This window comes from Thermostichus sp. OS-CIW-33 (genome assembly GCF_054059615.1).
Genome location: NZ_JBSSCH010000013.1, coordinates 22,988 through 40,599, shown reverse-complemented (window position 1 = coordinate 40,599; position 17,612 = coordinate 22,988). Strand labels below are relative to the sequence as shown.

Here is a 17,612-nt window from a genome sequence, read left to right as displayed (position 1 = left end):
AGCTCTCTCAAAAGCTATTCCCTGCAAGGGATCCTACGCGAAGGCGCGGATTTGCGCTTGCCAAGTGGGCCAGTCGTGATCCCCCTCCCATACCTCCAGTTGATGGGGGATGTCGTTGCGGCTGAGCACTTCTGCCAGGCGCAGGTTGTCGCTGAGGCAGTGGTCGCGGCGAGCGGTGAGCAACTTCAGCTCGGTGTTGCGCCCGCCCAACTGATCCCAGAGTTGCCGGCTCATGTTGGACATATAGGCCAGCGGGTTGATGAAATACAGCTCTTGCTCTGCCTGTTGGGGATCCCAGCCGGTGACAGAGCCGAGAGCCGCCACATCGTAGGGCCCCCCCAGAGCCAAGCAACGGCGCACTAGGCCGGGATGCCGACAGGTGAGGTTGACAGCATGGGTAGCTCCCAGGGAAAACCCAGCCACCACCAGAAACTCATTTTGCGCCTCGGCCTTGGCGTAGGGGATCAGCTCTTCTACCCAGTGCTGCTCCAGCAACAGCCAACGATCCCGCCGTTGGGGCAAGTCCAGCTCGCGGTTGAACAAAGTCTCCCAATCTAGGGTTTCCACGCAAAAAGCCTGCAAATAGCCCTGTTCCAGATGATGGCTGAGGCTGGCAATAATGCCGCGATCTTCCACGTCAAAAAAACGCCCGTTGCTGGTGGGCAGACAGATCAGCGGGTAGCCGTGATGCCCGAAGTGGAGCATCTCCATTTCCCGGCCCAAGATCTGAGAGGGAAAGCGCAAGTAGCGGCGAGCGTAGGCCATGAAAAACGGGGAAGGGATCCTCAAGAAATACCCAACCTTTCCGGGGGAAGCATTCTGCTCTGCCTGGTCGAGAAAGGCAAAGGGCACTCTCTGGAAAGGTCCACAAGAGCCACCAGAACAGATGGGAGCAGACCTGACCAACTGACAGGAACCTCAGGAAATTTCCGTGAACAGATCCTTGAGGGCCGTGCGGGCGGCCAAGTGCTTGCGGGTGGACTCGAGAATTTCGGCTTCCCGGCGCAGCCGCCTTTCGGTACTGACCATTTCCAGCAGAGCTTGCTGCTCTTGGGGGGCCCCATGGAAGTGGCTAGCCACCCAGTAGGACAGTTCTATGGGGGTGGTGGGGAGCTGCTCCGGCAACTGTGCATCCCGCTCCATTAGCTTGCCCGAGAGACGCACCACATCTTGAAGGAGAGTGGTAACCTGGCGCACCCAGCTCTGCAGGTCATCGGAAGGGGTGGTCGGCTCATCCTCAATCCATTCCACCAGCCCCACCCGGAAGGGTTTTTCCCGCACGTAATCCAAGACGCGGAAGCGCTGCTGCCCCAAGGTCAAAATGTCCATGCGGTCATCCGGCAATCGCTGCACCTGCAACACCTCAGCACAACAGCCCACCCGCACTGGGGATCCCGTCTGGGGATTGAACATCAGCACCCCAAAGCGGCGATCCGTCTCCAGAATGGTGTTGATCATCATGCGGTAGCGGTACTCGAAAATGTGCAGCGGCAGAGGTCGGCCCGGAAACAGCACCACCTCCGGCAAGGGAAACAGCGGTAGCTCGCGAACATCCACGGAAGAAGAAGGCATAGGGCTTGTGCTTCTCGCTGTACTGAGTCTAGCCCATCTTTATTGGCCAATCTTTATCTCTGCTAAAGGTAGGGGATTGACAGGGAGGGGATCCCTCAAGAGAAGCGGTGGTGCCAGACTGTGATGGCAATCGCCAAGGCATCGGCGGCATCATCCGGGCGGGGCAAGCTGGGCAGGTTGAGTTCCCGGGCCACGGCAGCTTGTACAGCCTGCTTGTCGGCGCGTCCGTAGCCTGTCAAACTTTGCTTGACTTGGGCGGGCGTAAACTCCACCGGCAACAGATGATGCTGGGCCAAGGTGAGCAGGATCACGCCACGGGCTTGGGCGATGGCAATGGTATTGCCCATTTTGTAGAAAAAAAGTTTTTCCAGCCCCACCTGATGCGGGCGCAGTTGGCGCAGCAACTGGCTCAAATCCTCGTGCAGCGTTTGCAGCCGCTCCGGCATCGAGTGTTGGCTGGGGGTGCTGATCACCCCATAATCCACAGGTTTCAACCCCGCAGATCCCGCCAGAATGCAACCAAACCCCATGGTTCCCAGACCTGGATCTAGGCCGAGGATGCGCTGCTCAGGTGGGGTGTCTCCTCTGTCGGCGAGGGGCGGGGGGATCTGACAAGGGCTATGGCCTGCCGGGTGACTGCGCATGATTGGGATGATCGGTGTGCAGGTAGGTCAGGCCCGAGATCAGGGTGAGAACCACCGCCACCCAAAAACAAGGGATCCCTCCCGGCCACCCCAAAATCAGCAAAGCAATGGCCAGTATTTGGGTTACCGTCTTGGCTTTGCCCCAGAGATTGGCGCCGCGGATCTGGCTCTGGTTGACCCGCCAGCCGGCGATGGCCAGCTCCCGCCCCACCAGCAAAAACACGCCCCAAGCGGGGATCCGCCCCAGTTCCAGCAGGCCCAGCAGCGGCGCCAACACCAGCAGCTTATCCACCAGAGGATCCAAAAACTTGCCCATATCGGTTACCAAGCCATAACGGCGGGCCAAATGGCCATCCAGCCAATCGGTTGCTGCCGCCAGCAAAAAAGCCCAGAGGGCCAATCTCTCTCCCCAAGGGGACTGCAGGCTCAGCCCCAGCAAAACAAAAGGGATCCCTGCCAGCCGCAGCAGGGTGACGGCGGTGGGCAGGTTCACCCACTCCAGCTTGGCACGTTGGACGGCGCTGGGATTCTCCACCTTCGGATCTGGCCTCAAGGATCAGAACTATCAGAATTATCGGTAACGGCCCAGGCGCTCGGTGAGCAGGTGGTAAAACCCCTGGGCATCCACCCCAAAAGCCACCTGAACATTGGCGAGGCGACCACTGGATCCCCAGCGATCCACCACCGTCCGGCCCAGGTTCAAGGGGCTAGCCGTTTCCACCTCGACGTAGCAGGGCTTGAGCTCGAACAACTGCGGCTGTAACAGATAGGCAATCACACAAGGGTCGTGCAATGGCCCTCCCGGTAGCCCGTAGCGTTCTACGTCGACCTTACCGTAAAAGGTGAGCATATTGGCCACCGTCTGCCCAACGCGGGTGCCCAGGGCGCGGATGCGCTCAATCCGCTCCGGCGTGCTGAGGACCTGTTGGGTGACGTGCAAGCCCAGCATCACCACCTCCGGGATCCCGGCGCTGAGCACGATCTGGGCGGCGTGGGGATCGGTGAGGATGTTGAACTCGGCTGCCGGGGTAACATTCCCCTCAAAGGCGGATCCCCCCATAAACACCAGCCGCTGGATGCGCTCCACAATCCGAGGCTGCTGCACCAGGGCCACTGCCAAGTTGGTCATCGGGCCCAGCAAAGCCAAGGTAACCGGCTCAGGGGCAGCCATCAGGGTTTCAATCAGATACTCCACCGCATGCTGGGATCCCAAAGGCATCTGGGGCTCCGGCAGATCCGCTCCATCGATCCCGGTTTTGCCATGCACCTGCTCGGCGGTTTCCAGAGGGCGCAAGAGGGGGCGGGGGCAGCCGGCATACACCCCCATCTGCGGCTGACCGGCCAATTCACAGATCTGTCGAGCATTGCGGCTGGTTTTGTCCAAGGAGACATTGCCAGCCACCGTGGTAATGCCCAGCAATTGCAGCTCTTCTGGCGACGCCATAGCCAGCAGCAGAGCCACCGCATCGTCTTGGCCAGGGTCACAGTCGATGATCAGGGGCACCATAGGGATCTCGGCAGCAGCTCACTCACCCCTAGTTTAGGTTTTTCTCCCGCTCTTTTCCTCTGGCCGGTGAGCGCGGATCCCGGTCAGATTTAAGATAGGAAATATATCTTCATCCTTTGTCTTGTTGCCTGACACCCATCCACTGCGCATCAACCTGTTGCTGGATTGGGAGCCGCCAGCAGGAGAGCCCCTAGCTTGCGAGGACTGGCTACCCCCTGAACGCTTTGTTGTCGAGTGTTTTCAGGATCAAGCTACCTTCCTAGAGGCTCTCAGAAAACAAGACGGCCATGTCGATTGCTTGGTGCTCCTGGTGGATCCCACTCGGCTGCAAGAGCTGCACGATCTGGGCAATCAGCTCTGCGCGTGGGGACTGCTGCTGCCGACGGTGTTGGCGATTGTGCTGGAAGAATCCCACCTGCAAAAGGAAACACCGGAGACGGAAGGAGAGATCCCTGCCACCTCATCTTTGGTGAAAGCATTGCTCAAGCGAGAGCAGTTTTTCTACCACAACGCCACCCTCGTCCGTCCCATTTCGCCACAGGAGCTGAAGGGGCAGGTGCGGGCCGACTGTACCGCTTCGGGATCCCCTTCCGTCTTGGAGCTGCTGGTGGATCGGGCCATCGCCTTGTTTCTGCAGATGTCTCCCACTTGCGGCCTCCCGCAGGGCCCAGTGCATCCCAGCGATCAGCCCTACCTGGCCTACAGCAACCAACAACAGCGACGGCTGGCGGAGAAATTGCGAGAACGGCTGAGCTATGCCGGAGTGTACTATCATCGTGACCCGGAGCTGTTTTATCGCCGCCTTCCGCCCCACGAGCAGCGAGCTTTGATGCAACGGCTGCGCGGCCTTTACCAGGCGATTGTCCTGGAATACTTTCAGTCTCCCGAAACCGCCAATGCCCGCATCGATGAACTGGTGGCCTTGGCCTTTTTTGCCGATATCGGCGCTGCTCAACTGCTGGAGCTGCACATGAACTTGATGGAAGACTTTGCCAAACAATTGAAACTGGAAGGCCGCAGCGAAGAGATCCTGCTGGATTACCGCCTTACCCTGATCGATGTGATGGCCCACCTGAGCGAAATGTACCGCCGCTCCATTCCCAAAACCGCTCCAAGGGATCCTTAGATATGTCCACTCGCAAAGCCTATGTTCTCAAGCTCTACGTGGCGGGCAACACCCCCAATTCTCTGCGTGCCCTCAGCACCTTGCAAGACATCTTGGAAAAGGAGTTCCGCGGCGTGTACACCCTGAAGGTGATCGATGTCCTGAAAAATCCGCAACTGGCAGAGGAAGATAAGATCTCGGCAACGCCGACCTTGGCCAAAATCCTGCCGCCACCGGTGCGGAAGATTATTGGCGATCTGTCCAACCGCGAGAAAGTGCTCATCGGCCTGGATCTGCTCTACGAAGAATTGGACGAAGAGGCTTGAGACAGGCTGCAGGAGCAAGGAGAGTGGGATGAACCAGTCATTGGGGCCTTCTGAGCCAGAAAAGCCACAAGATAACACCGCAGAGGACTCCACCGAACCAACCCCAGACAACCACCGGGCGGATCTCTCAGAGCTGCGAGGGATCCCCAAAAAACAGACGGGCATTGAGGGCTTTGAAGACATCAGTCACGGTGGGCTACCCCTGGGACGCACCACCTTGGTCAGCGGCACCTCCGGCACCGGCAAAACCCTGTTTGCCATGCAGTTCCTTTACAACGGCATCGTGAAGTATCAAGAGCCGGGGATCTTCGTCACCTTTGAGGAAACCCCCGCCGATATCATTCGCAATGCCTCCAGCTTTGGCTGGGATCTGCAGGCCCTCATCGACAGGGGCCAACTGTTTATCCTGGACGCTTCCCCCGATCCCGAAGGCTATGAGGTGAGCGGCAATTTCGATTTGTCGGCCCTCATCGAGCGCATTCAGTACGCCATTCGCAAATACAAAGCCAAGCGGGTCTCCATCGACTCGGTGACGGCCATCTTTCAGCAGTACGACCCTGCCGGTGTGGTGCGGCGGGAGCTGTTCCGCCTGACGGCCCGCCTCAAGCAGGCCAACGTCACCACCGTCATGACCACGGAGCGCACCGACGAGTACGGTCCCATCGCCCGCTACGGTGTGGAAGAATTCGTCTCCGACAACGTGGTGATCCTGCGCAACATCCTGGAAGGAGAGAAACGGCGGCGCACCATCGAGATCTTGAAGCTGCGGGGCACCACCCACATGAAGGGGGAATATCCCTTCACCATCACCAATGACGGGATCAACATCTTCCCCTTGGGAGCCATGCAACTGACCCAGCGCTCCTCCAACGTGCGGGTCTCCTCCGGCATCGAGAAGCTGGACGAAATGTGCGGCGGCGGTTTCTTCAAGGACTCGATTATTTTGGCCACCGGCGCCACCGGCACGGGCAAAACCTCGCTGGTGAGCAAATTCCTGGAGCGGGGCTGCCTGGATGGGGAACGCTGCATTCTCTTTGCCTACGAAGAGTCGCGGGCGCAGCTGTCCCGCAACGCCTCCTCGTGGGGCATTGACCTGGAAGAGTTCGAGCGGCAGGGCCTCCTCAAGATCATCTGCGCCTACCCAGAATCTGCCGGCCTGGAAGACCACCTGCAGAAGATCAAAACCGAGATGATGGCCTTCAAGCCCTCCCGCATGGCCATCGACTCCCTGTCAGCCCTGGCGCGGGGAGTGAGCCAAAATGCCTTCCGCCAGTTTGTAATCGGGGTAACTGGCCTGGCCAAGCAGGAGGAGATCACCGGCTTTTTCACCAACACCACCGACCAATTCATGGGATCCCATTCCATCACCGAATCCCACATCTCCACCATCACCGACACGATTATCCTGCTGCAATACGTGGAGATCCGCGGAGAGATGGCCCGCGCCCTCAATGTCTTCAAAATGCGGGGCTCCTGGCACGACAAAGGGATCCGCGAGTACCTCATCTCCAATGCGGGCATCCAAATCCGCGATTCCTTCCGGGGCTACGAGCGCATCATCAGCGGATCCCCGACCCGCATCAATGTGGATGAGAAAAACGAGCTCTCCCGGATTGTGCAAAACGTCCAGGCCCTCGAGGAAGAAGGGTTGTGAGCGGTTACAACAGTTCCGTGAGTGGGCGCGGCAACAGACCCGTTGAGTCAAGCGAATTTCCAACACCGCTCAACACCGCGCAAGCCCTGCACTTGCGGCTGGCAGGGAGGGATCGGCCCAGACAAGGATTTCCCCGCGGCCAATGGCGAACAGTGGTAACCCACCTACAAATTGGGTAGTATGCCTCTAGCAGTAGCGCAAAGGGCGGGGTTTCCCGGTGTGTTTAGCTTTTTCGGTGGTTCCAAAACCCGAACCATGCTTGGGGTGGACATCAACCCCGAGCGCATCGCCGTTGCCCAACTGAAAAAGCAGGGCAATGGTCGCTATCGTCTAGCCCACTACCACAGCGTGGACATGCCGGAAGGGGCGATGATCGAAGGACGCATCCTCGATCCGAGCACAGTTGGCTTGATCCTGATGAATTTGCTCAATGAAAACAAAGTGCCCACCAACCTGCCGGCAGCCACAGCAGTGCCCGTAAGGGAGGCCATCGTTCGTCTCATTCGCCTGCCTGCCGACCTACCTGCCGATGAGCTGCGCCGGGTGGTTTTGGAGCAGGAGGCCGAACTTTACATTCCCTATCCGCGGGATCAGGCGGATGTCGACTACCAGCCCTTGGGTCTCGATCTTTCCCAGGATGGCATTGAGCGCATCGAAGTCTTGCTGGTGGCCATCCCCAAAGAGGTGGTGGACAACTACCTGGAGGTGCTGCAGGTGGCCAACTTGCAGGTGCGCTGTGTGGAGCTGGCCAGCTTCTCCCTCATTCGCACCATCCGCGATCAGCTAACTCAGTACGGCCCCCAAGAGGCCGTGTTGCTCAGCTCCATCGGCTACGACAGCAGCGAGATCAGCATTTTGGTGAACGGGATCCCGCAATTTACCCGCACCGTCAACATCGGCACCATCCACATGCGGCAGGTGCTGGCCCAATCCCTGAATCTGCCGCTTAGCCGCACCGGCGACCTGTTGCGAACTCTGAGGTTACCCTTGATCAACCCCACCGATATTTTGGCCACGGGAGAACAGCCAGCGCCCAGCAATCCCGGTGTAGCAGCAGTAACGCGCGTTGTCTCCGATTTGGCGGATGAACTGAAGCGCTCCATCGACTTCTTTACGAGCACAGAAAGCAGCTCGCCTGTGGTGAAAGTACTGCTGGCCGGAACTGGGGCAAGCATCGGCCAAATCGACGGCTTCTTATCTCAGTCGTTGAGCGTGGCGGTGGAGTTGGCGGATCCCTTTGGCAACATTGTCGTGCCGGATTCCGTGGAACTGCCCCTGGAGGAACGCCCAGCAATGGGAGTGGCCCTGGGGTTGGCGCTGCGGGAAGACACCAAGTAGTGGCAGCGCAAGATAACCCAACCGATGGAATAGCGCACAAGGCGGTTAAAGAGATGTACACACCGGAGATCAATTTCCTCAAAGAAAGGCCGGATGTCCTCACCACAGCTCGAACAGGTGGGGGAGCAGTAGCCGCGACTGGGGCCGCAGAGGGATCCCAGAATTGGATCCCGGCCATTGGCCTGGGGGTTGCTGTTGCTGCTGTAGCGATGGGAGCTTTTTGGTATTTCCAAGACAGCTTTTCCCGCCAGAGAGAAACCTTGAGGGCGGAGCGGGCTCGCCTTGACAGTGAGCTCAGCACAGCCAATGCTGAGTTGTCCCAGCTGCAGAATGCCAATCAAGAGCTGCAAACCATTCGCGCCCAAACGGAAGGGTTCCGCTCCTTTCTGGGATCCGTCCAGCCTTGGTCGGCCATCTTGGAAGAGCTGCGGCGCAAGATCCCCGGCCAGGGGGTATGGATAACCAACATCAGCGCTTCCGGGGATACCGTCAATATCCAAGGAGGGGCGCTGGACTTTCCCCTGGTGAACGACTTTTTGCTCACCCTGCTGGATTCCAACTTTGTTACCAGCGCCGTCCTGAACAGCAGCTCCCGGGTGGACGGCACAGACGTAACCGAGCCCAGCGTTACCTACGGCATAACCGTAACCATCCGTACCCTGGGGGATCCTGACCCAGAATTTACCCGCGAGCTGGAGCAGCGGGGAGCGATAGGCTTGGTTGAAAAGATCCGCATTTTGCGTCGAGTGGAGGCGAACTGATGACTGGATCGGTTGAAGGTTTTCCCGACGAACAACTGGTGGTTCCCCCGGCAGGGCCGCCGGTACTGCTGGGCGTGGAGCTGACCCCCATTCGAATTGGTCTTTTAATCGGGATCACAGGGCTAGGCGCGGCGGGGTTTCTGGCCTTCACCCAACTTCGCCCCTTGATCGAGGAGGTACAGGCTTTGGAAAGGGAGGTAGCCAACAAAACCACCCAGTTGCAGGACATAAAGAGCCAGATTGCCAGTTTGCAAGATGTGCCCAATCAGGTCGAGAGAGCTCGCGTGGAGCGGGAACAGATCAGTGCCCTGCTCTCCACCCCCGAGAATGCCGACACGCAACTGCTGGATCTCAACCGGCTGGTGCAGGGGCAGCCCAACAGCGAGCTGCGCAGCTTTAGCCCTTCTCCACTGACTCCAGCGTCTTCGGCCAATCCGGAAGTGCCTGGGATCATCGCTCCCGCCATCCAAGTGCAGACCACCCGTGTCGCTCTGCGTGGCCCCTATACGGAGCTGATCAATCTGATGGGAGATATAGAACGTCTGCGCACGCTGTTCCGGGTGAGCAACATCAGCTTAAATCCTGTTCAAGACACAGGGGAACTGGACGCTGCTTTTGATTTGATTGCCTACATCTACAACAAAGACGTTCCGTTGGGCACTGCTCCTCCACCTGAAGGGCAAACGGCACCTGGTCAGTAGCCCAGCCATGCCTTGACTCAGGGGGAGATCCTGCCAGTGCGGGATCCCCTCTGGTTTTCAGAAGACGGGAACAACCGCCGGTTCAGCACGGATAGTGTTGCCGAATCGAAGATCTGGGAAAAATTTCTTCCGAAACGGCTACAGGTAGTGGCAAAGTCCGAGATTTCGGCTTTGATCAGGGAAGCACGGGGTGAACGAGGCCAAAGGCACCCGTGGCGAGGTGAAGCAAGAATACGACTGGGTGAAGGAGTGAGGTGTGAGGATGATGAACCGTCGAGTTGCTTATGGGTGTGCGTTGGGCTTGATCCTGTCCCTGCCCCCATTGGCCTTAGAAAGCCGGGTCAATGAGGCAGCCGCTCAACAGTTGACCTCCGCAAACCCGCAACGCCTCAGCCGCATCACAGATATCCGCCTGGTGCCCAACGGCAACCGCATGCAGTTGGAGATCAACACCGAAGGGGGCGCTCGCCCACAGGTGTTCTTTACCCAGCAGGGACAATCTTGGATTGGGGATATCACCAATGCCCAACTGGACGGGGGCCAAAGCCGCTATCGTCAAGAGTCCCCATTGCCAGGGGTGCGTTTTCTCGAGGCCCGCCAGTTGAGCAACGACAGCGTGCGGATAGAAATAGCCGGTGTGGCCGCAGCTCCCCAAGGCTTGCTGGCTCGGCGCAGCCCGACGCAGTTGGTCTTCGACTTTGAGGGCCTACCCTCTGCTCCACCGGCCCCCCTAGCGGCGGTTCCCCCTCAACCCTCGTCCAACCCAGTAGCGCCCGGCCAACCGGCGTCACTAAACCGACCTCAGCCCGTGGCTCCTGCCCCTGCCTCCCAACCGGTCGCTCAAAACCCTGCCCCTCCGCAGACAGCTCAAGCGGCTCCTCCTGCACCTGCTGTTCCTGCTGCACCCGTGATTTCTCAGGTGCCTTCTGTAGGCCAGCTTAACCAACCTCAGCTGCCTTCGAGAGCTACTGATCCCAGTGCGTCTCCGTTTCAAGGTCGAGCAGTGGCTCCTCCGGCCGGAGATCTTGCTGTCGGCAATATTATTCCGGCTCCCCCTCCAGTTGACTTGGGTTCAAATGCCACAATTACCTTAACCCTCAAGGATGCCCCTGTGGGTGATGTGTTGAGTCTGCTGGTGCGTCGAGCTGGACTGAACGTAGTTCTCAATGACGTCCCTCCAGACCTGACGATTTCCTTAGATGTGGCTGATTCACCTCTACAAGAAACATTTAACTTTATTTTGCGCCTGAAGGAACTTCAAGCATCTCGTTCAGGGCAAACGGTTTTTATCGGCACTACACTCCCTGGAGTTAGCCAGCAGATTGTCAAAACCTATAGACTCAATCAACTGAGAATCGAAGAAACAGAGCAAACTTTTGTCTTTAACGCTTCGGGAACTGCAGGGGGAGGAGGAACAGTTGAAATCAATGCTAGGCAACTAAGTATTACTCCGAGTGAAATCAGAAATAGAATCCAGGGAATCTTGGAAGCATCAAACATTCCTTTAGATCAACAGTCGGCAATTCAGGCAGATCCAAGAACAAATTCGCTAACTATTGTTGCCACACCTACCCAACATGATGTAATTGCAGCATATCTTGCGCAAATTGACTTGAGAAGTCGACAGGTTTTAATTAGTGCTAGGTTTATTGAGATCAACCTAGATAATAATTCTAATCTAGGAGTTGCACTGGGTAGTGCATCTGGCAACTTTGCTCTGGGGTCTGGAGATAACACTGTCTTCGGTGGAACTCCTCTTGACCAACCTGCAGGATCCTCAGTTCCTAATGTTGGTTCTGTTCCTGCTGTAGGGACTGGAGGCTCACTTGTGTTTAACACCTTGAATCGATTACAGCAATCTCTAGCAGCTCGTATAGATGCAGCCATTGCTTCAGGAACAGCTAAGATATTGGCCGATCCAAAAGTAGTAGTCGCGAATAACACTGGCGCAGCTATTGTGGTTGGCCAGGAAGTTATTACCAATAGGAGATTGCAAACAGATCCTGCGACTGGCATATCAACTGTCGTTTTTGAGAAAGGAAATGCGGGAGTCAATTTACTCATTCAGAATGTCAGGATCGATGATAACGGCTACATTACGCTCAACCTTCTTCCACAGATCTCATCTATTGGCAGTCAAATTACACTTTCTGATGGCACTGTTATTAGTTTGCTCAATCAGCGTTCTGTCGGAACATTGCAAACCAGACTTAAAGATCGAGAGACACTATTTCTTGGAGGATTGATACAAGAGGAGGATCGAGTATCTGTTGATAAAGTCCCACTTCTTTCTGAAATTCCTTTACTTGGCTCCCTCTTCCGCAGACAAAACACAACAAATACTAGAAGTGAGGTTGTCGTCTTGATTACTCCAGTTATATTGGAAGATTAAGGCGAAATACAGAATTTCATCGTTTTTGGCCATCCACTTTTATGAGATGAATTGTGCATCAATGCTGAGTTTGAACTCTCGCTATCGACCTTGGGTCAGGCTGGGATCCTTGCTGCTTAGCTTCGGGCTGGCTTTGATTTTGGCATGGGCAAGAGTAGGCTGGACACAAACCCATCGCATTTCTCTATCGGTACAAGGGCAGAGTTATTCACAACTAGTGGAACAATCGCGTCCTTTGGTTTGGCAAGCTTTGGCCCAACAATTTCAAGCTCAACCGCAGTCAGAGCAAATCACTTTGGAGGTATTGGGACAAGCTGGGGAACAACAAGTACCCCTATTCACAGTGCGAATGCCTCGTAGCGTTTGGCAGCAGGCCCCCTCTCCTGCTCAACTGGAACAATTCAGCACTTTTTATCCTAATACGTTGGCTCTTTTACAGCCGCGAGCACCGCTGCAGCAAGCCCAGGTAGAATCTACTGCTCCCTTTGCAAATGGAATTACATTGGTCTCCAGCAATCCTTCCAATGGCCAAAGAGGGATCCCAATTGACCAAAATATCCATCTGCGTTTTGATCGACAGCTTCCAGCCGGAATAACAGGTCTAGCCTTCGGGATCCAGCCCCCTGTGGAGGTGGCCTTTGACATTCAGGGAAACGAGCTGATCTTTCAGCCTTTACAGCTACTCAGCTACAGCACAGATTACAGAATACTCTTGCCTGCAGCCAAAGAGCTGGATTTACAAAAGCCCATAGAATTGACTTTCCGCACCGAGCCTCAGTACAGTTACCAGCGAGATATTAAGCCCTTGCTAGAAGCCAGTTGTGTAGGTTGTCATCAGCAGGCCGGTCGGATGCGGCGCAGCCCTTTAGATAGTTATGCTGCGGTGATGCGTTATGTAACGCCGGGATCGGAAAATAGCGAGTTGCTCAAACCGCGTTGGTTAGCTCGTCATGCTGTCATCCAGCGAGCTGCAGGGATCCGTTTGAATGGGGGGGGAGTGGATGCCCTGAGTTTGTTGTCGCAGGGCAGGGAAGGAGCTGAACCTACGCCCAGGGTTCCTGTGAGTGATCCCCAGGGAGAGTCTCCCGGATCTTTTATCGGACGCAGTGGATCCCCAGAATTGGCCTATATTCGTCGCAACGGCACCGGCATGGATCGCCTAGGTCACTTGAGCGCTGATGAAATTCAAATCCTGCGTACCTGGATTATTCAGGATCAAGCGGCTGAGGCCCATAAGAGTTAGCCTGATGGGCTGGAGAGTCTTTACCAACAAAGATCCCTTGCTCGTTTGTTTACTTTAAGATTAGGAACCTACGAGATCAATTTGATGACAACCCCCATAGAGGATCGGCTAGACCGGATTGAGCGTGTTGTAGAAGTTTTGGTGAACCAGCAGAGGGAAGTGCTGGGGCGCGTCGATGGGTTGTCTCACCGGGTGGATAGCTTGACCGAGCAGGTGGATAACCTCACGGATCGAGTAGACAACCTGACTAACCGAGTAGATAGCCTGACCGACAGGGTGGATAACCTCTCCCAAAGTGTCAGCAAACTTTCCGCCGATGTCGATAAGTTGGGCTTCAAGTTCGACACTGCTCAATCGGTTGGGGAGCGGCTAGAGCGGCTGGCAACCAGCTTGATCGCAGGAGCCACGATTAGCATCATTGCCGGGGTTATCCTTGTGCTGCTCAGAGAGGGATCCCGTTAATTCTTTCCCGCCCCCTCGATGGAAAAAAACAGGGATCCCAGCCAATGGGATCCCTGGTTATCCTTCCTCTAGTGTTTCAGTCCTCAACACACCTTCCCTATGAGATGCTCTGATTCTAAGAGCCGACCCGTGAAAAAGTCGTGAAACTGACAGATGAGGTGGAAGGTTAAGCCTTGCTCAGGTGGTCAGGGATCCACCTCGGGCAACAAGCGCCAATTCCACCTGATTTTCTTGGGGCTGCCCCAGTTGCACCTCCACATCTCGGCCAAAGAAGCCTTGCATTTTTTTCTGGTAGCTTTCCTGCCATTGTTGGAAGGGAACCTTGGGGGAATCGAACAGAAGCACCAAGGTATACCGGCCATCTCGCAGCTCTTCTCTGTACCCTCTCACCTTGGGCAGATCTGCTTCTAGGGGGCCGCGCAGACCCAGAAACTCCAGGGCATCTTCCAGGTGGGCATTAGCCCCGTAGCTATATTTGGTGATATCGGCGCGGACTTGCTTTTGAATTTCCGTGGCCTGCTGGGCGCGGGCTTGGATCACCTCGAGAGAAGGGGCGGCCAGGGCAGGTACCGGCTTGAGTTCCACTACCTTCATGGTCACCCCTCCCAACAGCAAGGGGATCCCGGCAAACAGGCCGATGAGATTGAGGGTGGGATCGTTGTAGTGGGCAAAGCCCCAAGCCGTGGCGGCAGCCCCGGCCAGCAACACGAGAGTGCTCAGGGGGAAGGGCAGTTTTTCAAACATACAGGAGAGGAAGAAAGGCCACCTGAAAACCCAGGCTAGCAGGAAAAGCGCCGGCGGTGGACTTAGCCTCCATTGGGATGGATAATCACAAAATGCCCACCTGGTGTGTTGAGGAGTGGTCTGTGGTTCTGTCCAATCTGTCCAAAATCTCCCGTCATTTGCGCTCGCTGGATCGCAAAGCCCAAGAGCGAGCACCTCTTTTTGAGGCCATCCGCCACTATTGCAGCTTGGACAAAGCTCCTTTTCATACGCCAGGCCACAAACAGGGACGTGGGATCCCTGCCGACTTGCGGACCTTTCTGGGAGAGAACGTCTTCCGGGCGGATCTGACCGAGTTGCCAGAGGTGGACAACCTCCACGATCCCGATGGGGTGATCCGGGAGGCCCAGGAGCTGGCTGCAGCGGCCTACGGCGCCGATCGCAGTTGGTTTTTGGTCAACGGTTCCACCTGCGGCGTGGAAACACTGGTGATGGCGGTGTGTGATCCGGGAGACAAGATCCTCTTGCCGCGCAACTGCCACAAATCCGCCATTGCCGGGGTGATCCTCTCTGGGGCGGTGCCGGCCTATATCGAGCCGGATTTTGACCCGGAGCTGGGCATTGCCCACGGGATTACCCCAGCCGGTTTGGAGGGGGCCTTGGCGGAGCATCCCGATGCCAAAGGCGTTTTGGTAGTCAGCCCCACCTACTACGGGGTTTGCTGCGACCTGGAATCTCTGGCAGCCATCGCCCATGCCCACGGCCTGCCGCTGCTGGTGGATGAGGCCCACGGGCCCCACTTTGGGTTTCATCCGCAATTGCCCATCTCGGCCCTAGAAGCCGGTGCGGATCTGGTGGTGCAGTCCACCCACAAGGTGATCTCCGGCATGACCCAGGCCTCGATGCTGCACCTCAAGGGATCCCGTATCGACCCCAACCGGGTGCGCAACATTCTGCAACTGCTGCAATCGACTAGCCCCAGCTATGTGCTGATGATGTCGCTGGATGTGGCACGGCGGCAGATGGCACTGGAGGGAGAAGCCCTGCTGGGCCAAGCCTTGGCTTTGGCAGATCAAGCCCGCGCCCGTCTCAACCGCATCCCCGGCTTGCGCTGTTTTGGCCCAGAGCGTATCGGCTCCACCCCTGGTTTTTTCGATTTCGACCGCACCCGCCTCACGGTAACGGTGACAGAGCTGGGGTTGTTCGGCTTCGACGCTCACGACTGGGTTAACGATCACTTCCACGTGCAGCCGGAGATGTCCACCCTGCACAATGTGGTCTTCATTGTCAGCATCGGCAATACCCAGCGAGACATTGACCGCCTGGTGGAAAGTTTCGCCGCCCTGTCGCAACATTTTCAGGGATCCCGCCCATCCAGAGCGGCAATGGAAAAAATGCAGCGGCTGGCACAACTGCCCCGTCCTTGCTTGCCACCACAACGGCTATCACCCCGGGAGGCTTTTTTTGCTCCCATTCAGCGGGTGCCTTTCCAAGAAGCAGTGGGCCATATCTGCGCCGAGATCATCTCCCCCTATCCACCTGGGATCCCGATTTTGGTGCCGGGAGAAGAGGTGACCCAAGAGGCGGTGGACTATCTGCTGTTGGTGCATGAGGCAGGAGGCTTTATCAACGGCCCAGAGGATGTGCGCCTGCAGACCCTGAAAGTGGTCAAGGCAAGGACCTAATGCTCTCCTAGCGGGCTTATGGACGGGTTTTTGCCGTTTGCGCTGGGGGGAGCAGCGGCAGGGAGTTTGCCGGGGTGCCGGGGCGGCGGGCTACCTTCACCCGATCCACCCGTGGCCCCTCCATGCGCACCACCTGAAACTCCATCTCTTGGTAGGTGAACTTTTCCCCAGCACGTGGGATCTTCTGCATGTGGTAGATCAAAAAGCCCCCCAGCGTTTGGTAATCCTCGTGCAGAGGCAGGTTGAGGCCACAGCGCTCGTTGATCTCTTCAATATCTAGCTGAGCCTGGATGAGCAAGGTATTTTCGTCAAGTTCTTGGATGTCCGGCTCCTTGGTGTTGGGATCCGGGCCATCGGAGAGCTTGCCGACGATCTCCTCCACCAAGTCTTGAACGGTAATCAGGCCCGCCGTGCCGCCAAACTCATCCACCACCACCACCATCGGCCAGTGGTGCTGCCTCATTTCGGGCAACAGTTCCGCAATTGGCTTGTTCTCCGGCTCAAAGTGGGCCTCGCGGATAAAAGGCGTGATGGGGCTGTGGAGGTCGATGGATCCCTTGGCCAGCTCCCCAATAACTTCCTTGACGTGGATCAGCCCGCGGATGTCATCCAAAGACTCGCCGTAGACCGGGTAACGGGAGTGTCCTGATTCGGCCACCTCGGCCAGCACTTCTTGCACCGTTGCAGTTTCTGGCACAGCGTCGATGCTGGTACGCGGGATCATCACCTCGCTGGCCACCGTCTCGCCAAACTCGAAGATGTTGCTCAACAGCTCTCGCTCTTCCGCCTCGATGTTGCCCGACTCCACCGACGAGGCGATCAACAGTTGCAGCTCCTCCACCGTCATGGTGCTGTAAAAGGAGCTGGCCTCCGGAATCTGGACTCCCAAAAGCCGCAGCACACACCGAGAGGAAAAGCGGGGCAGCTCTACAAAAGGTCTTAGGATACGGCTGACCAAACGATTGAGCCAGGCCAGTTGCAGCGCAATCGGCTCGGAATAGAGGATGGCCAGAGTCTTGGGGATCAGCTCCCCTACCACGATCTGAAAATAGGTGAGCAGCGAAAACACCACTACCACCGCCACCCCCTGCATAAGGGCCGGATCCAGGTTCTGAAGCCAAGCCAACTGCCTCAAGGCCAGAAACAGCGTCGGCGCCACTTGCGTAGCCCCGATCCAGCCCAACAACACACTGGCCAGGGTAATGCCCAACTGGGTGGTGGAGAGGGCATATTCCAGTTGCTCTTGGGCTTTTTGCACAATTGCCGCCTGGCGGTTTCCCTCGCTCGCCAACTGCACCATCCGGGAGCGCCGCGCCGATACCAAGGAAAACTCGACTGCGACAAAGAAAGCGTTGATGACCAGAAGACCGATGACCCAAAGGAGACTAAGCGACGCATCTCCCCACGAAAGCTCAGTGTTGGGGAAAGTAGCCGCCGAGGCTAAAGGGGGGTCGTCCATCAGGGGGAGCAGCAAGACGGATAGACAGCATTCTAGCTCA

General features: G+C 57.0%; 18 protein-coding genes. 10 read left to right on the top strand and 8 right to left on the bottom strand.

What is annotated here, in order from left to right:
- Positions 1-33: 33 nt before the first annotated feature.
- The 5 genes from ACVWZG_RS10260 to ACVWZG_RS10240 all read right to left on the bottom strand — a co-directional run bounded on the left by ACVWZG_RS10260 (position 34) and on the right by ACVWZG_RS10240 (position 3,723).
- On the bottom strand, positions 34-852 hold the full coding sequence (locus ACVWZG_RS10260; protein WP_457415365.1) for an alpha/beta hydrolase-fold protein: 819 nt from the start codon (positions 850-852) through the stop codon (positions 34-36).
- 66 nt (positions 853-918) lie between these two features.
- On the bottom strand, positions 919-1,572 hold the full coding sequence (locus tag ACVWZG_RS10255; RefSeq protein ID WP_011432147.1) for an LON peptidase substrate-binding domain-containing protein: 654 nt from the start codon (positions 1,570-1,572) through the stop codon (positions 919-921).
- 95 nt (positions 1,573-1,667) lie between these two features.
- On the bottom strand, positions 1,668-2,216 hold the full coding sequence (gene ruvC, locus ACVWZG_RS10250; protein ID WP_457394499.1) for a crossover junction endodeoxyribonuclease RuvC: 549 nt from the start codon (positions 2,214-2,216) through the stop codon (positions 1,668-1,670).
- Complete coding sequence (gene pgsA / locus ACVWZG_RS10245; protein WP_457406975.1) at positions 2,191-2,709, bottom strand: CDP-diacylglycerol--glycerol-3-phosphate 3-phosphatidyltransferase; 519 nt, start codon at positions 2,707-2,709, stop codon at positions 2,191-2,193. The genes ruvC and pgsA overlap by 26 nt, the downstream gene beginning before the upstream one ends.
- A 78-nt stretch (positions 2,710-2,787) precedes the next feature.
- Positions 2,788-3,723, bottom strand: coding sequence for a nucleoside hydrolase (locus ACVWZG_RS10240; RefSeq protein WP_011432144.1), 936 nt, complete (start codon positions 3,721-3,723; stop codon positions 2,788-2,790).
- Positions 3,724-3,844: 121 nt separating this feature from the next.
- Here ACVWZG_RS10240 and ACVWZG_RS10235 point away from each other — a divergent pair, with 121 nt between their 5' ends.
- From ACVWZG_RS10235 to ACVWZG_RS10210, 6 genes are all read left to right on the top strand, one after another.
- Complete coding sequence (locus ACVWZG_RS10235) at positions 3,845-4,849, top strand: circadian clock protein KaiA (RefSeq protein ID WP_457394496.1); 1,005 nt, start codon at positions 3,845-3,847, stop codon at positions 4,847-4,849.
- Positions 4,850-4,851: 2 nt separating this feature from the next.
- Complete coding sequence (gene kaiB, locus ACVWZG_RS10230) at positions 4,852-5,154, top strand: circadian clock protein KaiB (protein ID WP_457394493.1); 303 nt, start codon at positions 4,852-4,854, stop codon at positions 5,152-5,154.
- 28 nt (positions 5,155-5,182) lie between these two features.
- A complete protein-coding gene (kaiC, locus tag ACVWZG_RS10225; RefSeq protein WP_011432142.1) occupies positions 5,183-6,808 on the top strand; it encodes a circadian clock protein KaiC in 1,626 nt (541 codons plus the stop codon).
- Positions 6,809-6,988: 180 nt separating this feature from the next.
- Entirely contained in the window at positions 6,989-8,146 is a 1,158-nt protein-coding gene (gene pilM, locus ACVWZG_RS10220; RefSeq protein ID WP_457406946.1) for a type IV pilus biogenesis protein PilM, read from the top strand.
- 53 nt (positions 8,147-8,199) lie between these two features.
- Positions 8,200-8,907, top strand: coding sequence for a PilN domain-containing protein (locus ACVWZG_RS10215; protein WP_457406944.1), 708 nt, complete (start codon positions 8,200-8,202; stop codon positions 8,905-8,907).
- Positions 8,907-9,608: a hypothetical protein gene (locus ACVWZG_RS10210; RefSeq protein ID WP_414350594.1), complete on the top strand. Its 702-nt coding sequence runs from the start codon at positions 8,907-8,909 to the stop codon at positions 9,606-9,608. The genes ACVWZG_RS10215 and ACVWZG_RS10210 overlap by 1 nt, the downstream gene beginning before the upstream one ends.
- 328 nt (positions 9,609-9,936) lie before the next feature.
- Here the strand turns inward: ACVWZG_RS10210 and ACVWZG_RS10205 are convergent, their stop codons facing one another.
- On the bottom strand, positions 9,937-10,167 hold the full coding sequence (locus tag ACVWZG_RS10205; RefSeq protein ID WP_457415369.1) for a hypothetical protein: 231 nt from the start codon (positions 10,165-10,167) through the stop codon (positions 9,937-9,939).
- On the opposite strand from ACVWZG_RS10205, the gene ACVWZG_RS10200 reads away from it, so the two are divergent.
- The 3 genes from ACVWZG_RS10200 to ACVWZG_RS10190 all read left to right on the top strand — a co-directional run bounded on the left by ACVWZG_RS10200 (position 10,054) and on the right by ACVWZG_RS10190 (position 13,705).
- On the top strand, positions 10,054-12,000 hold the full coding sequence (locus ACVWZG_RS10200; RefSeq protein WP_457415367.1) for an AMIN domain-containing protein: 1,947 nt from the start codon (positions 10,054-10,056) through the stop codon (positions 11,998-12,000). The two genes, ACVWZG_RS10205 and ACVWZG_RS10200, sit on opposite strands and share 114 nt — an antisense overlap.
- Before the next feature lie 349 nt (positions 12,001-12,349).
- A complete protein-coding gene (locus tag ACVWZG_RS10195; protein WP_414417572.1) occupies positions 12,350-13,243 on the top strand; it encodes an Ig-like domain-containing protein in 894 nt (297 codons plus the stop codon).
- Between the two features lie 84 nt (positions 13,244-13,327).
- Entirely contained in the window at positions 13,328-13,705 is a 378-nt protein-coding gene (locus ACVWZG_RS10190; protein WP_457406942.1) for a hypothetical protein, read from the top strand.
- 177 nt (positions 13,706-13,882) lie between these two features.
- Here ACVWZG_RS10190 and ACVWZG_RS10185 read toward each other — a convergent pair whose 3' ends face one another.
- On the bottom strand, positions 13,883-14,449 hold the full coding sequence (locus ACVWZG_RS10185) for a DUF2854 domain-containing protein (protein ID WP_457406940.1): 567 nt from the start codon (positions 14,447-14,449) through the stop codon (positions 13,883-13,885).
- 122 nt (positions 14,450-14,571) lie between these two features.
- Here ACVWZG_RS10185 and ACVWZG_RS10180 point away from each other — a divergent pair, with 122 nt between their 5' ends.
- Positions 14,572-16,113 (top strand): aminotransferase class I/II-fold pyridoxal phosphate-dependent enzyme, encoded by a 1,542-nt coding sequence (locus ACVWZG_RS10180; protein ID WP_457406938.1) that lies wholly within the window; start codon positions 14,572-14,574, stop codon positions 16,111-16,113.
- 16 nt (positions 16,114-16,129) lie between these two features.
- Here the strand turns inward: ACVWZG_RS10180 and ACVWZG_RS10175 are convergent, their stop codons facing one another.
- Positions 16,130-17,572, bottom strand: coding sequence for a hemolysin family protein (locus tag ACVWZG_RS10175; RefSeq protein ID WP_457406936.1), 1,443 nt, complete (start codon positions 17,570-17,572; stop codon positions 16,130-16,132).
- Between the last annotated feature and the right edge of the window lie 40 nt (positions 17,573-17,612).